Annotated in this window: 13 protein-coding genes and 1 tRNA gene; 7 read left to right on the top strand and 7 right to left on the bottom strand. The window is 69.9% G+C overall.

From position 1 onward, the window contains the following. Positions 1 to 61 precede the first annotated feature (61 nt). The gene (locus tag FDM97_RS18150; protein ID WP_137991448.1) at positions 62 to 730 is read left to right on the top strand and encodes a DUF4097 family beta strand repeat-containing protein; all 669 of its coding nucleotides are present in this window, start codon (positions 62 to 64) and stop codon (positions 728 to 730) included. Between the two features lie 25 nt (positions 731 to 755). Continuing rightward, the gene (locus FDM97_RS18145; RefSeq protein ID WP_137991447.1) at positions 756 to 1571 is read left to right on the top strand and encodes an alpha/beta fold hydrolase; all 816 of its coding nucleotides are present in this window, start codon (positions 756 to 758) and stop codon (positions 1569 to 1571) included. A 353-nt stretch (positions 1572 to 1924) separates the two neighbouring features. On the opposite strand, the gene FDM97_RS18140 is transcribed toward FDM97_RS18145, so the two are convergent. Further along, positions 1925 to 2317 carry a hypothetical protein gene (locus FDM97_RS18140; RefSeq protein ID WP_137991446.1) on the bottom strand — a complete coding sequence of 131 codons (393 nt, stop codon included), beginning with the start codon at positions 2315 to 2317 and terminating at the stop codon, positions 1925 to 1927. Positions 2318 to 2479: 162 nt separating this feature from the next. Here FDM97_RS18140 and FDM97_RS35845 point away from each other — a divergent pair, with 162 nt between their 5' ends. Continuing rightward, on the top strand, positions 2480 to 2617 hold the full coding sequence (locus tag FDM97_RS35845) for a hypothetical protein (protein WP_175439154.1): 138 nt from the start codon (positions 2480 to 2482) through the stop codon (positions 2615 to 2617). A gap of 200 nt (positions 2618 to 2817) precedes the next feature. Continuing rightward, positions 2818 to 4338, top strand: coding sequence for a UDP-N-acetylmuramoyl-L-alanyl-D-glutamate--2,6-diaminopimelate ligase (locus FDM97_RS18135; RefSeq protein WP_137991445.1), 1521 nt, complete (start codon positions 2818 to 2820; stop codon positions 4336 to 4338). A gap of 26 nt (positions 4339 to 4364) precedes the next feature. On the opposite strand, the gene FDM97_RS18130 is transcribed toward FDM97_RS18135, so the two are convergent. Continuing rightward, positions 4365 to 4441: transfer RNA gene (locus FDM97_RS18130), tRNA-Trp, on the bottom strand. 570 nt (positions 4442 to 5011) lie between these two features. Next, positions 5012 to 5494 carry an SLATT domain-containing protein gene (locus FDM97_RS18125; RefSeq protein ID WP_137991444.1) on the bottom strand — a complete coding sequence of 161 codons (483 nt, stop codon included), beginning with the start codon at positions 5492 to 5494 and terminating at the stop codon, positions 5012 to 5014. A gap of 381 nt (positions 5495 to 5875) precedes the next feature. On the opposite strand from FDM97_RS18125, the gene FDM97_RS18120 reads away from it, so the two are divergent. The 3 genes from FDM97_RS18120 to FDM97_RS36450 all read left to right on the top strand — a co-directional run bounded on the left by FDM97_RS18120 (position 5876) and on the right by FDM97_RS36450 (position 8100). Next, positions 5876 to 6388 (top strand): DUF817 family protein, encoded by a 513-nt coding sequence (locus FDM97_RS18120; RefSeq protein ID WP_137991443.1) that lies wholly within the window; start codon positions 5876 to 5878, stop codon positions 6386 to 6388. A 48-nt stretch (positions 6389 to 6436) separates the two neighbouring features. Next, complete coding sequence (locus tag FDM97_RS18115; protein ID WP_254705648.1) at positions 6437 to 7228, top strand: glycerophosphodiester phosphodiesterase; 792 nt, start codon at positions 6437 to 6439, stop codon at positions 7226 to 7228. Between the two features lie 506 nt (positions 7229 to 7734). Next, the gene (locus tag FDM97_RS36450) at positions 7735 to 8100 is read left to right on the top strand and encodes a hypothetical protein (protein ID WP_254705647.1); all 366 of its coding nucleotides are present in this window, start codon (positions 7735 to 7737) and stop codon (positions 8098 to 8100) included. Between the two features lie 1385 nt (positions 8101 to 9485). Here FDM97_RS36450 and FDM97_RS18105 read toward each other — a convergent pair. The 4 genes from FDM97_RS18105 to FDM97_RS18090 all read right to left on the bottom strand — a co-directional run bounded on the left by FDM97_RS18105 (position 9486) and on the right by FDM97_RS18090 (position 14272). Then, the gene (locus FDM97_RS18105; RefSeq protein WP_284440293.1) at positions 9486 to 9980 is read right to left on the bottom strand and encodes a DUF817 family protein; all 495 of its coding nucleotides are present in this window, start codon (positions 9978 to 9980) and stop codon (positions 9486 to 9488) included. Positions 9981 to 10675: 695 nt separating this feature from the next. Further along, positions 10676 to 11728, bottom strand: coding sequence for a polyprenyl synthetase family protein (locus FDM97_RS18100; protein WP_254705932.1), 1053 nt, complete (start codon positions 11726 to 11728; stop codon positions 10676 to 10678). A 38-nt stretch (positions 11729 to 11766) separates the two neighbouring features. Then, positions 11767 to 12918, bottom strand: a complete 1152-nt coding sequence (locus FDM97_RS18095; protein ID WP_137991441.1) for a tetratricopeptide repeat protein — start codon at positions 12916 to 12918, stop codon at positions 11767 to 11769. A 361-nt stretch (positions 12919 to 13279) separates the two neighbouring features. Next, positions 13280 to 14272 (bottom strand): transcriptional regulator TrmB, encoded by a 993-nt coding sequence (locus FDM97_RS18090; RefSeq protein WP_137991440.1) that lies wholly within the window; start codon positions 14270 to 14272, stop codon positions 13280 to 13282. Positions 14273 to 14362: the final 90 nt, after the last annotated feature.

The raw sequence follows: 14362 nt of genomic DNA, 5'->3' as shown, positions 1-14362 counted from the left end.
CGATCCTTGAACGCAACGTAGCTTTTCCCTCATCGGAAACGACGAGCTCAAGGAGAGCGCGATGCAGAAGTTCACCACCCCCGCCCCGATCACCACCGTCCTGGACATCCCCGCCGGACACATCCGGTTCATCGCCGCCGACCGGGCCGACACCACCGTCGAGGTCCTGCCCGCCGACGCGTCCAAGAACCGCGACGTGAAGGCCGCCGAGCAGATCGAGATCGCCTACGCCGACGGCGTGCTGCGCATCGAGGCCCCGGCGGCGAAGAGCCGGATCCTGGGCCACCCCGGATCGGTCGAGGTGACCGTCCAGCTGCCCGCCGGCTCCCACGTCGAGGCCAAGGCCGCCGCCGCCGAACTGCGCGGCGTCGGACGCCTCGGCGACGTCGCCTTCGACGGCGCACAGGCCACGGTCAAGCTCGACGAGACCGCAACCGCCCACCTCACCCTCCAGGCCGGTGACATCGCGATCGGCCGCCTGAACGGCCCCGGCCGGATCAGCACCCAAAAGGGCGACCTCCACATCACCGAGGCCGTGCACGGCACCCTCACGCTGGCCACCGAGCACGGCGAGATCACGGTCGGCGCCGCCCGTGGCGTCTGCGCGGCCCTGGACGCCGGCACCGCCTACGGCCGCATCAGCAACACGCTCAAGAACACCGACGGCACCGCCGAACTCCACATCCACGCCACCACCGCCTACGGCAACATCACCGCCCGCAGCCTCTAAAAAGAACAGACCTGGGAGAAAGCCCATGACGAAGAACAGCACGTCCGCGACCAGGTCGAAGTGGACCGGCATGGTGCCGGTCGACGACACCGCCCTGGCCGTCACCGACACCGGCGGCGACGGAATCCCCGTGGTCTACCTCAACGGCCAGTTCGCCACCCAGGGCTACTGGCGCCGCGTCATCGCCGAACTGGGCACGGGATGGCGGCACATCACCTACGACGAGCGGGCCCGCGGCGCATCCAAGCGCTCGGCGGACTACTCCTTCGAGGCCGCCGTCCGCGACCTCGACGCCGTACTCGCCGCCCGAGGCGTGGACCGCGCCCTGGTCGTGGGCTGGTCCTACGGCGCGGTCGTCGCGGCGCACTGGGCCGACCGCAATCCGCACCGCGCCCTGGGCGCCGTCCTGGTCGACGGCGCGTTCCCCTACGACTGGCTCGACGAGGCCATGGAGCAGCGCATCCGCAAACTGTTCCGGCGCATGAGCTGGTTCCTGCCACTGCTGCGCCCGACGGGCCTGGCCCCGCGGATGACCGCCGAACAGCAGGCCGACAGCAACATCGAGCTCGGCCGGCTCTCCCGCGAACGCGAGCTGGGCCCCGTCCTGGACGGCATCACCGTCCCGGTGCGGTACGTGGTCGCCTCGGGCGCGTCCTTCGGAAGCAAGGGAGACGAGCACGAGCGGATCCGCACCAGCCTCGACGCGGTCACCGCCCGCAACCCCAACATCCGGATCGGCGCGAAGGTCGCCGGCAACCACGGCGCCCTCCTCAAGAAGGACTTCCCGGCCATCGCCGAATCCGTACGCGACATCGCCGCACCCGACCACCACGGACGCTGAAAACACGACCAGCCCCCGGTGCGCCAGCGCCCAGATGCTCGCCTTCTGTGGTCACGGGATCCTGCGGATGACGGACCCGGCCGACTCGAGGCCGACCCGGTGGCCGCCGAGACCGCGTTCGCCTTCGGCGCGCTGCAGAGCGCGGCAGCAGGTGGCCCCGGAGTGCGAGCGGTGGTCGCTGGCGATGCGCGGCCGCACCGGCGAGCCCGAGAAGGAGGCGCGCCGCGCGTAAGCTACCGAGCGCGGCCGCCGAGGCGCCGCCCGCGAGGTCCGGATGCGGACCCGCCGAGCACCTCCTGGCCGTACGGCTGGAGCAGCTGCGTGGCCAGGCCACCGAGGCGCAAAACGGGCGATCAGCCGCCCCGCCCCCTGGCCGGAGTGGCTGATCGAGCTCGCCGCGCGCCCGCTCGACAGCGAGACGGCCGCGGAGGTGATCGCGTGAGCGCGGAGCTGAAGTTGAGCGGGTCGACCTCGCCCGCCAGGCGCTGATCGCCGACCGCGAGGCGGCGAAGAAGCGCGGTGCCGGCCGCCAGGACAAGCCGCGGCGCCGTACCCGCGTCCTCCAGCGGGACGGGGGCGATCCACTCGGCCTCGGCGCGGCGATCACCCTGGTGATGACCGAGCGCCACCTGGCCACCCTCGTGGCCGACGGCACCGTTATCGCCCAGTTCGAGCTCACCGGGCACGTCCGAGCCATGAACCTCGATCCCGAAACCGGCCGCCTGGACGCCGCCCCCGAAGCTCATGGCGCGGCCCAAAACCGCACTCCAGTAACGATCTGCACGTCACGGCCTCGGTCTCGGCGGGCATCGCCCCGACCGACGGCGGATCTCCGGCTCAGGGCACCAGGTGACCAGGGCGGCGGCGATGTGGGCGGCGGGCCGCCCGAACGGCCATACACTCGCTTCATGGGTCGCACGAGTTCGACGAGGCAGTGCCTGCGGCAGGCCGCGTCCGGAGTGCGTCCGGCGATCGTCGACCCGGCCGCCGCCGCTGACGTCGAGGCGCCCCGGACCCGCCGTATCGCGCTGCACGGCCACGGCTAGCGATCCCTCTCCCGGCGCCCCGCTCTCCATGTCGTACGCCGGGCCCCTCCCCGGCCGAGCCCGCCTCGCCCGCCTTCCGCCGGGCGATCTCCGGGTCTCCGCCCCTGCTCCACGTCACCACAGCAGTCTTCCGGCACTCGCCGGTGCTGCCGCCTGGCTACGGCCGCACGACCGGGCCGGGCCACCTCGAAGGGATCATTGTGAAGCTGAGCGAGTTGCTGGCCGGGCAGGAGCACCACGTACTCCAGGGTGACCCGAGCAGAACACTGATCACCGCGGGGACGACCTTCGACGTGGAGCGGGTGACGCCGGGTTGCCTGTTCATCGCCGTGCCCGGACACCGGGAGGGCGGGCCCGGCTCCGTAGCGCCCGCGCTCGCTCGCGGGGCGGCCGCCGCGCTCGTCGACGGCCTGGAACCAGCGCTGTCGGCGTCGGTGTGGCCGCCGGGCGCGTGTGCCGTGCGGGTGCCGGACATCCGGAGGGCGGCCGCGATCGTGACCTCCCGCTACTTCGGTGAACCGGGGCGGCAGATGGACGTGGTGGCGATCACCGGCACCAACGGCAAGACCTCGGTCTCGTACATGGTCGAGTCAGCCCTGCGGATCTCCGAGGGCACGAAGGTGGGAGTCATCGGGACGGCCGGCAGCCGGATCGGCGACGAGTTGATCCCGATGCCGCGATCGGTGCTGACCACCCCGGAGTCGCCGGACCTGCAGTACCTCCTGGGGTGCATGCGCGACCGCGGGACCGGCAGTGTGGTGATGGAGGCCACGTCGATGGGCCTGCTGACGCACCGGGTGGACCGTACGTTCATCGACGTCGGCGTGTTCACCAACCTGACGCAGGACCACCTCGACGACCACGGAACGATGGCGAACTACCGGGACGCCAAGCTCCGCCTCTTCCAGGGGCTGTGCCGGCGCGCTGTGGTCAACGCCGACGACCCGGTGGGCGCCGGGATCGTGGCGATGATGCCGGGTGCGGTGACCACCTACGCCCTCGATGTTCCGGCGGACTACCGGGCGACCGACCTCGCCGTCAGCGCTTCCGGCACGCGGTTCACCCTCCACCACGGCGGGCGTACGTATCCGGCGTCGATCCCCGTCCCGGGCCGGTTCTCGGTGGCCAACGCGCTCGCCACCCTGGCCACCTGCCACGTCCTCGGACACGAGCTGGCCGCCCTCGTCGCCGCCCTCGACCGAATGCCGCCCGTCCCCGGCCGGTTCGAGCGCTTCGCGACCCCGGCCGGTACCTCCGTGATCGTGGACTACGCCCATTCCCCGGACTCCCTGGACAAGGTCCTGACCACCATCCGCGGCTACGCGCGAGGCCGGGTGATCACCGTCTTCGGCTGCGGCGGCGACCGGGACACGACGAAGCGGGCCGACATGGGGCGGATCGCCGGGGCCCACTCCGACCTGTGCGTCCTCACCTCGGACAACCCGCGCAACGAAGACCCGCACTCCATCCTGGACCAGATCGCCCCCGGCCTCACCGCGACCGGCACACCGTTCGAGCGGATCGCCGACCGCCGCGAGGCCATCTCGTTCGCCCTGTCCGCGGCGGGCCCGGAGGACACCGTCCTGATCGCCGGCAAGGGCAGCGAGCCGCACCAGATCGTCGGCGAGGAGCTGCTGCCCTTCAGCGACATGGCCACCGTGCGTGAACTCACCTTGGAACGGCCGGCCGCCCGGTCCCGCGCCCCTCAGTCTGCCGCTTGATCCGTTCGTAGCCGGGGGAAGACCACTGGCAGGGGCGGCAGGATTCGAACCTGCGGCGTACGGGTTTGGAGTCCGCTGCTCTGGCCAGCTGAGCTACGCCCCTTCGGTGGGGTGAGCTTGGCATGGTGGCGATCCGATGCGCCACCGGATATCGCGGCAGGACATGACTCTGAGCGACGAGACCACACTCGACCGGCTGGATGAATCGGTACGCGCCCTGGTCCTGGCCGTGGCCCCGAGGGGAGCGCGGATGTGGTCACCGTCCTCGCGTCTCTGGGCATGCTCCCGACCCTCGAAGGCCCGGATGGTGATCCCGACGCGTTGCTCACGATCCCGCACGCCCGCATCAGCGTGCTGAACAGCGTCTACGCACCCAGGGGACGTGACACGAGTCGGCGGGGTCACCTCGTCAGTTTTCGCGTACCTCACGGCTGCCCGCGTGTCCGGATCCGGACCGCCGCGTACACACGGCATTGGGGCACCGGAGCGTAGGACCTCGACAGGCCTGCTGTGAGCGCCCTGTTTCGCTGGCTCGGCTCGGTTCTCGCCGCAGAATCCGAAGCGGAGCTCGCGGTCGCACATAAGCACAGAACGATGCTCGGCCCGGTGCTCGAACAGTCAGCGGCCCACCCCGTGAGGTTGACCGGGCCGCAGCCTGTAGATGCGCGCACCTCTAGGCATTGGTCGTCGGCGCGGGTTCCCGGCGATGCTCCAGCCAGGTGCGGCTCAGGTCGTGCCAGATCGTCTGGTACCGGCCGAAGATCTCGTCCAGCTGATCGAACGTGAGCTCGTCGGCGGGCGTCGATGCCACGAGATACTCGAGGTCATCGGCAAGCCGCTGGAACCGGTACTGCGCCTCCTCCATCAGAACCCACCGGGAGCGCCAATTGAAGAACGGTTCGACGGCCCCCAGCAATGTCACCAGCGCCACACAGGCCAAGGCCAGACCGGCCCACGCATTGAGATTCTGCAGGCCCAGGATGACGGTGGACGCAGCGGACAGTCCGAGCGTCGCCATCTTGGTGACGGAGGCGCTTCGACCGAACCGCCTTTTCTTGCCGCGGGCGTAGCCGTTGCCCTGACGAATCTTGTCCAGCAGGAGGGTGGCTGCCTCCCTTGGGCTGAGCCCGACACCTAGTCCACTGTCCGGCTGCACTCCGCCCCCAAAGCTCTGTCGCAACCTTGCAGCTCGCTCCCCGGCAGAAGCTGCTCTGGCATCGCGCGGTTTCTCAGCGTCGCCGCTCGATAGCCCCTACCGCGGAAGGTTATCGAACGGTCAGGTTCTGTTGGCACACGGTCAAGATGCGATGGCACAGGACAGCCGGCTGCTGGACCGGACTGCTCTTGGTCCTGCTGATCATCGTGGTGTGCAGAGCGGCGGTGCCGCTGCTCTGCGGTGGTGAGCAGCCGGCACGGGAGCAGAGTGATGCGGCCATGGCACTGAAGCGGGGCCGAGTTCGATACGCGAGGGTTCGGGTGGTGGGCGCTCGAATGCCCCGAGGGAACCAACGGTCGCCGGCCGGCAGTCTGCTCGGGCATGACCTTCCAGCGGATCGCCCACGGCTGCGCCCAGTTCTGGCGCTTCGGGCTCGACCAGGTGCTGGCTGTCGCCTTCGCCGTAGTCCTCGTCGGCGGCATCGGCGCCTCGCGGTTGCTACCCGGCGACCTGCCGGTCGCGCGCTATGACCTGCTCCTGCTCTACGGCGTGGCACTGACCGTCCTGGCCCGCAAGGTCGGCTGGGACGGCCCCCGGGACACCGCCGTGATCCTGGGCTGCCACCTCGTGGGCTTGCTCTTCGAGCTCGTCAAAGTGCGCATGGGCTCGTGGAGCTACCCGGAGGACGCCATCTCCAAGATCGCGGGAGTTCCTCTCTACGGCGGATTCCTCTACAGCGCCGTGGGCAGCTACTGCTGCCGGGCGTGGAAGATCATGGATCTGTCCCACCGGACGCGACATCGCCGTACGCATCGACGTACACGGCCGGCAAGCGACCTGGTTCCTCGACGGCCGGCAACTCATGCGCACCGACCAGCTGCAACGCTCGAGTGACGGGCACTGGCACTCCTCGTCGACGGGGCGACGGTCTCCTTCGACGACGTGAAGGTCACCGCACTCGACCCCAACCCCTACATCCGCCCCACGAACACCCCCCTCACCGTGATCGCACACCGCGGCGCCTCATCCCTCGCCCCGGAAAACACCATGTTCGCCCAGGAAACCGCGCGCCGCTCCGGAGCAGACTTCATCGAGAACGACGTCCAGCTGAGCAAGGACGGCGTGCCCTACCTGCTCCACGACTCCACCGTGGACCGCACGACCGACGGCACCGGAGACATCACCACCCTCACCGCCGCACAACTCGACACCCTCGACGCCGGCTCCTGGTTCTCACCCCTCTACACCGGCGCCCGCATCCCCACACTCGCCACCCAACTCGCCGACCTGCGCACCCGCGGCGGCAACCTCCTCCTGGAAATCAAGCGAGCCGACACCAAAAACGACGTCGCCGCAATGATCGACGTCGTACGCGCCCACAACATGACCGACCGAGTCATCATGCAGAGCTTCGATACGCGACACCTGCGCTGGGTCCACGACCTCGCCCCCGAACTCCCCCTCGGGCTGCTGCGCAGCACCCTCGACACCGACCCCGTCGCCATCGCCGAAGACCTCCACCTCACCACCTACAACCCCAACGGCAACGCCCTCGACACCACACCCGGAATCGTCGCCGACCTCCACGCCGCAGGCATCGCCGTCATGGCCTGGACCGCCGACACACCCGCAAAGTGGAACAGGTACGACAACTACGGCGTCGACGGGATCATCACCAACCGCCCCGCCGAACTCACCGGCTGGAACTGGGCCCGCAACGGGTCCACACCCTGACACCCCACCCCCTCACACCCACCACCGCCACCGCCACCGCCCCGCACCCGCCACCGCCCCACACCCGCCACCGCCCCACACCCGCCACCGCCCCACACCCGACCACACGCCAGGCCCAGGGCCGAAACACGGCGAAACCGTCGCCACGGGGTCCCATGACTGCGCTGTTCCCAGAAACAGCCGGCCGGCGTGCCGGGGCGTCCAAAGGGCCGATGAGCGGGACGGATACCGTCCGGGCATGACACAAGAGTTCGATCTTGCTGCCTCACTCGCAAGCGGCATCGAAAACCGCAACGGCGCATGGAACTTCATCCAGGGCTTCGCCGCCCACTGGGCGAGCGGCCTGGAGAAACAGTGACGAGTGGACCGAGGCCGATCTGGCAACAGCCGAGGACAGGCTGAGTATCCGGCTACCGGCGGCGATGCGTGAGGCGTATCTACTGCTCGGACGCCGCCGGGATCTGACCAGCAACCACGATGTACTACTCACTCCGGCCGAACTGCATATGGGTGAGGACCAGGAGGCCCTGATCTTCCGGCACGAGAACCAGGGAGCCGCGTCCTGGGGCATCCTCCTCGACAGCCTCCACGACGACGACCCCGCGGTGTTCATCCGGTCCGACCTCGCCGACAAGAACACCGAGCGGTGGGAAGGCTGGCTGGAGCGTCTTTCCCTCTGCTTCGTCGAGATCGTCCTGTCCGAGTCCCTCCAAGCCGATGGCGACCTCTGCGACGTCCTCGACCCCGATCAGAACAGCATCGAGGTGCTGGAAGCGAACTCCCTCCGGCTGCCGTTCCCCGCCTATCCGACCGGCGAGGAACAACACCGGATCCGGGTGGTTCCTGGGACACGACGTCCTCCTGCGCGATGACGACGGCACGGCTGTTCTGGCCCGCGGCCGGACAGCAGAAAACCTCGACCGCGTCCGTGACCTGATCCCGGGCGACTGGCTCAACCACCACCGCTGACCACGTCCAAGACCCCCTGCCCGGCCCAGCCGTCCACGCCCCAGCCGGCCCACAAGCTACCGCCACCGAACCAGAAACGATCGATCCCATGACGGCGCACAGACCGGCGTCGGTGCGCCTGCACCCAGCCGCCGACGAGGCGACGAACAGCCACGAGGCGACGAACAACTACGGGGGCGCGCCGGGTCAGTCACCGGGAAGCAAACGTGCCTCGGCGGCCGGCAGACCCTTGGCCCACCAGTGGCCGTAGCGGCAATAAACACCCGACTCACGACCGGCAAGAAACCCCATCACAGACCTCGCTTCCCCGGCCAAGTCCCGCCAAATGTGACCGGGGAACGGGTCAAACGCGCCCGCCCCGATCCCTCCCACAACACGACGCCAGACACCGACGAGGATGCGGTGGCTGCCGTCGACCAGGCGCTCGTAGCTGAGAGTGCTCCCGCAGTGAGCGAGCCGTTGGCCAGGCGCCTGCTCCAAGGACACCCGATGTGGGGCGCCGAGTACTGGTGGTTCGATACGGACGAGCGAAACTGGATCTGCGAAGGCGATCACAGCCCACGCAAGCCGCCCTTGGGCAACCACCTTCCCCCGCAACCGCGGGCTGCTCTCGAAGCCTGCCTCACTCCTAGCTGACGGGCTCAGACCGCGCTCGCGGCAGCGGCAGCGGCAGCTGGACCAAGACCGAAGGCAAGCGATTCGTCATACGTTCTGCCTGCAGGCGACAGTGGTCGAGCCGGCCGATCATGCAGTTGAACATGTTGCGACGCCGGGCGGCCGCGTGCCAGCCCTCTTGTTCTCGACCGTACCGGTAGTGGGCGTTTGGCCCCGGTAGATGCCCATAGGGAAGCAAAGGCCCACAGGTAGCCAACACGGCTGAACCGGTCGTTCCTCACCCACCGTCCCGTGATGGCGGACCTCTTGCCCGAGGCACGAGTGATGGGTGATGGGTGATGGGTGACAAGCCAACGTAGGCCTGACGCCGCGAGCGCCGGAGAAGCCCGTACGGTCCCCCCGACCTCGGCCAAGACCCAGGCGGCGAGCTGGACGCCAAGCCCGGGAAAGCTCACCAGAATCTCGACGGCCCGGGTGCACCCGGATGCCACGGCCTCTCCCGCTGCACCGCATTCAACCCGTCGGCGATGCCACCACACCTAGGCGCTCCGGGCGTTCGTACCGCCAGTGCCTCCGCGGGCAAACGGGGCTGCCGCGAAGTCGCGGCCGATCCCTGACCACCCTCCCCGGACACCCCTTTCACGGACGCTCGCCCGCAGGGTGGCTTCGCCAGTCAGACCATGGAATGCTCGTCCCGCCACTTCAACAGGCGCCGCCAAGGCGCCCGAGGCGCCACGGCCGAACCAGTGACAGTAGAGAGCGGCGCCGGCGGCCGCCGCACGCGTGACGCGCGATCGGTCTCCTGCACAACCCACTGGACCCCGCCCTTCCCGGCGGCACTCCCCGTCACCTCGTCGAGGGCCACCCGGCCGCGCTGATCCGGCGTGCCCCGGGAACGCGCAACCAGGACGAAGGTAACGCTGATCAACAGAGCCCACGCGCCGAACTTGGTGAGTGGCACGGGTTGCCAGCCGCCGAGTTGGTGGGGGTAACTCCAGGCACCGACGTAGGCGGCCGCGTTCTCCGCAACCCAGAGAAAGAACCCGATCAGCGCGAAGGCCATTCCCAGCGACATCCAGTGGCAGGAGGGGCCCACCGCAAAGCGGACCCAAGCACCGGCCATCGCCACGAACATCAGCAAAGCCAGCAACAGCCGTCCATCCGCCAACCAGTAATGGGTGCCAGCTCACCCCCGTCGACCGCCACCGCCCGCAGGACAAGACCCCCGACAGCACCGGACCACGCCCGACAAGGCCACCACCCCCACACGCGGCCCCCAACAGCCCGACCGTGCCACCCCATCACCACCACGATCGACGCCGGACCAGCACCTGCAGAAGCACCCACCCCACCCACCCTCACCATCGGAAGCACCACATAGCTGCGTAGGTGGCAACAGAGAGCGCTCGTCACCAGGTTCCGCGAGCGAACGATGACCTGGCGCCGGGAACATGCTGTCGAGACCTGGCAGCACCAGCGCGCCAGCAGCCAGCTTCCTGGCCGTGGCCAAGGAAGCAAGCCGGCCAGTCATCCCACGGCTCTGCGAAAGCTCTCACCGCAGAGCCCGGCCCGTAAGACATGATCACCAACATGAGCGAATCAGAACCGGACTTACTCTCACGACTGTGGGACGGGGAACGTGGGGAGCGATGAGCGCGCGAGGACCCGGCGGCCGAAGGTCGCGATCTGGTTCTCGTCGACCGGATCTCGGCGGTGAGCGGGCGGCGCGGAGGCGTGTCCGGAGACGGCACGTGCTGCGGTGAGTACAGCCGGACGCGCGGACGTCGCCGGTACGTAAGCCCGGTAGTGCACCCAACGGCGTGCCCGAAAGGGCACACGCCCGGCACGTGTGGGGTCGACGTATCACCAGCTGCGGTCCAGCACGTACGTGAACAACGCGTCCAAGTCCCCGGCGGCTTCAGGCGCGAGTGGCGTCTCCCGCAGGCAGTGGCGGGCGCTGTCCAGATGACGGCGTGCCTCGGCACGGGTCGCGGCCCGGCCGCCCGCCTCCTCCACGAGTGCAGCGGCATGTGCCGCTGCCGTGCCTTGCAGTTGCCCGGGGGACTCCAGCAGCGCCGTCAGCTCGCGGGCGGCCTTACCGCCTGCGGCCAGCGCGGCGAGGACCGGGTAGGTCTTCTTGTACTGCCGCAGGTCGCTGTGGACGGGCTTGCCAGTCACCTCCGGGTCACCCCAGATGCCGAGCAGGTCGTCCACCGCTTGGAAAGCGACGCCCAGATGACGCCCGGCCCGCTCCAGCACCGACACGGTCCCGGCAGGAGCACCGCCGAGCACCGCACCGAGCCCGATCGCACAGCCCAGCAAGGCCCCCGTCTTCAGTTCCGCCATCGACCGGTACTGCTCCCACTCCACCGCACCGGATCCACTCCACGGGCGCTGCTCGAACCGCAGGTCGTCCGCCTGCCCGTGCACCAGCGCGTTGAGCGTCCCGCACAGGTTCCGGACCGCGGCTGCTGCCCAGGGGCTCGGCGCCTCCGCCAGAGTCTGCACGGCCATGGCGAGGAGGGCGTCACCGGCCAGGACGGCCGGACCTGTTCCGTAGGCCTTCCACACCGCCGGACGCTGCCGCCGCAGGCCGTCGCCGTCCATGATGTCGTCGTGGAGCAAGGAGAAGGTGTGCACCAGTTCCGTGGCCACCGCGCCGGCGACGGCGACGCCGCCGTCCGCTCCCACGGCCTCGGCCCCCAGCACGGCGAGCGCCTGCCTCACTCCCTTGCCCTCAGAGCCGCCCGGATCCGGCGTCCCGGCCGCATCACTCCAGCCCAGCGCGTACGCCGCCATCTCACCGGTCCAGGGATGCAGCCGCCCCACCGCCTCCACCAGTGCGGGCCGCACGAGCTCACGACAGCGCGCCACGGCACAGGCGGCCACGCCCTGTGAGTCGATGGGCGAGGACACCGTCTCCGGCGCCGGTGACGCCGACGTCAAGGAGGAACTCACCGCAGTCCCTCCACATCGGCCGCCCGCAGCGCCTCCACCCCCGCCGCCGGCAGCACCGGCTCCCGTGCGCCCGGCCCGTCTCCGGCCTCGTCCGGCAGCGGCCCCACGCCCAGCTCGGCCGCCGCCTTCTCCACCATCTCCCGGGCGTGCCGCAGCCCGATGCGGTCCAGCATCGAGCGCAGCTCCGCCAGCTCGGCGGCGCTCTGCCCGGCGTCCCGGCCCAACCGGGCACGCGCCTTGACCAGCCCCAGCCTCGAAAGCGCCGTTCCCCGCGGCTCCTCCATCTCGCGGAACTCCTCAAGGGCCCGCGTATACAGCTCACGGGCCTCCGCGTACCGGCCCGCCCGGTAGAGCACGTTGCCACGCATCTTGTGGTTGTAGGCGAGCGCGCTGGACAGCCGCATCTCCAGGCAGGCCTCCTCCGCCTGCGACAACAGCGACAGGGCACGCTCCACGTCCCCGTCTCGCGCGGACACCACATCGGCGACGCCTCGCAGCGCCCATGCCCACCCGCGCCGGTCCTCGGCACGCACCGCCGTCTCGGCCGCCTCCTCGAACAGCGCCAGCGCCTCGTCGTAGGCGCCGGTGTTGCGGTGCATCTGCGCGATGCCCTCCAGCGCCCACACCGTATGCCGGGCCTCACCGCGCCGACGGGCCTCGGCCAGCAGCTGCTCGTGCAGCCTGCCCACAGCCGCGTAATCGCCCTGTATGCGCCCCGTCTCGGCAAGCCCCGCCAGGGAATAGCCCCGCACGACGATGTCACCGCCCCGCTCGCCCATGTCGGCCGCCAGCCGCAGCAAACGGTACGCCAGCCGGAACGCCCCCCGCTGCCGGGCCAGCGTGCCACCGCTCCACAGCGCCCACGCCATCGCCCCCTCGTGACCGGCCGAACGCGCCGCCCGGTAGCTCGCCTTCCACGCCCGGTCGGCCTCCTCGATCCGCCCCAGCCTCCGGCAGGCCTCCGCGACGGCGAGCCCGCAGCGCGCCGCCCCCTGCCGGTCACCGGCTCGCTCCGCCGCCCGTAGCTCCTCGACGCCCCGGGCGAGTACCTCGGCCAGTGGAGCGTTCACCGACAGCGACCCGAGAACCCCCTGGTACTCCGGCGCGGACGCCTTCGTCCGTCCCGCCTCGCCTACCTGACCTGCCATCAGAACCCTCCTTGAGTCGAACTTGGTGATCAAGACGACGACGGAAGGCTGAGGTTCCCTCAAGGCTGCAAAGTCCATCTCCGTACGGGCGCCGGGTCATCCCGAAGTGCTACACAGCCCACCGATGACTCCTCACCAAGACGTACGACACCCTCCGGTCCAGGTGGTGGCTGAACCGCTTCAGGGCGCGGTTGTAGTTGCTGGGATTCCCGGTCTTGCTTGCCGTGCCGGTTGCCGGCGGGCCGAGGTGCCACTGCTCGCGCACCCATGACTGCTGTTCCCTGACGGTCTCCACGACGTCGCGGCCGACGAGAATGTGTTCGGCAGCCCGTCCTCGGGAACGGTGGCGGCGTCCAGGCTGTCAGTGAGGCTCCACCCAGCCGTGTCGGACGGCATAACCGCCGAGCTGCATCCGTGTCCGGACCCCGGCCATGTCCATGAGGTGGCGCAGGCGTCGGTGCAGCGTGCGTGGTGACAGGCCGAGTTGGGTCGCGGCCGTCAGGTCGGTCAGGCCGGCCAGGAGGAGTGCGAGGATCTTTCGGTCGAGGTCGGTCGGGCCTTGCTCGCCGACTTCGACGGTGGGGTCGGCTTCTCCGGCGGGGGCCGACAGTTCGAGCGGGTGGGCGGTGCGCCATACCGTCTCGAACAGGGCGTCCAGGGCGTCCAGCAGGCCGCTGCGGTGCAGCAGGACGGCGCCGGGCTCTCCGTCCGGTGTGACCGCGAGCGGGACGAGGCCCAGGTCGGCGTCGGCCAGGACGAGTTTCATCGGCAGCTGGTCGGCGACACGTAGTTCCACGCCGTTGCGCAGGGACGCGATCGCGTCGTCGATGATGCCGGGCTCTGCCAGCACGGCCCGGTCCAGTACCGCCCGGAAGTGCACGCCGCGGCCGATGGCCACGGGTTCGGCCGTGTTCTCGTCGGGTGGCAGGGCGACGAACGGGGCGGTGATGAAGCTGCGGACCTGCTTGCGGGCCGCCTGCTGTACCTGGAGGAAGCGATGGCGGATCGCGTCGACGCCCGTGACCACCTCGATCAGATCGCTGATGCTGCTCCCGGCCATCGCCGCCCGGTGTTCCTCGGCGAAGGACACCAGTGCCTGCTCGGCCATGCGCAGCCCGTCCCGGCGCTGGCTGATGAGGGCTCCGAGCGCCATGGCCGGCGGCGCGGCGGTGAACCGCTCGTCCGCCGATCTGACCACCAGGCCCCACCCGACGAGGCGGGCCAGGACCTTGTCCACGTCGGCCTGCGATACGAGGAGCAGATCGGACAGCAGCGGCGCGGTGGAGTGGGGTCGTCCGAGCAGGGTCCGGTAGACGAGCTCGTCATCGGGTTCGAGGCCCAGAACACCCAGCATGGGCGACCGCCTCCCTTCCGCCTGCGGCAGCGGGGAGAGTATGCGCCACGGCGGCAGACCCTGAAAAGTCCCTGCTGGGAGCAGGTGGGA

Source organism: Streptomyces vilmorinianum (assembly GCF_005517195.1).
Lineage (GTDB): Bacteria > Actinomycetota > Actinomycetes > Streptomycetales > Streptomycetaceae > Streptomyces > Streptomyces vilmorinianum.
The sequence above is the reverse complement of the archived record's forward strand: the minus strand, read 5'-3'. Positions and strand labels throughout refer to the sequence as shown.

Bases quoted from the DNA above. Each gene is read 5' to 3' on its own strand.
- FDM97_RS35845 (WP_175439154.1), top strand. From the start codon at position 2,480: ATGGGTCGCACGAGTTCGACGAGGCAGTGCCTGCGGCAGGCCGCGTCC.
- FDM97_RS18145 (WP_137991447.1), top strand. From the start codon at position 756: ATGACGAAGAACAGCACGTCCGCGACCAGGTCGAAGTGGACCGGCATG.
- FDM97_RS18095 (WP_137991441.1), bottom strand. From the start codon at position 12,918: ATGGCAGGTCAGGTAGGCGAGGCGGGACGGACGAAGGCGTCCGCGCCG.
- FDM97_RS18090 (WP_137991440.1), bottom strand. From the start codon at position 14,272: ATGCTGGGTGTTCTGGGCCTCGAACCCGATGACGAGCTCGTCTACCGG.
- FDM97_RS18120 (WP_137991443.1), top strand. From the start codon at position 5,876: ATGACCTTCCAGCGGATCGCCCACGGCTGCGCCCAGTTCTGGCGCTTC.
- FDM97_RS18140 (WP_137991446.1), bottom strand. From the start codon at position 2,317: ATGAGCTTCGGGGGCGGCGTCCAGGCGGCCGGTTTCGGGATCGAGGTT.
- FDM97_RS36450 (WP_254705647.1), top strand. From the start codon at position 7,735: ATGGGTGAGGACCAGGAGGCCCTGATCTTCCGGCACGAGAACCAGGGA.
- FDM97_RS18150 (WP_137991448.1), top strand. From the start codon at position 62: ATGCAGAAGTTCACCACCCCCGCCCCGATCACCACCGTCCTGGACATC.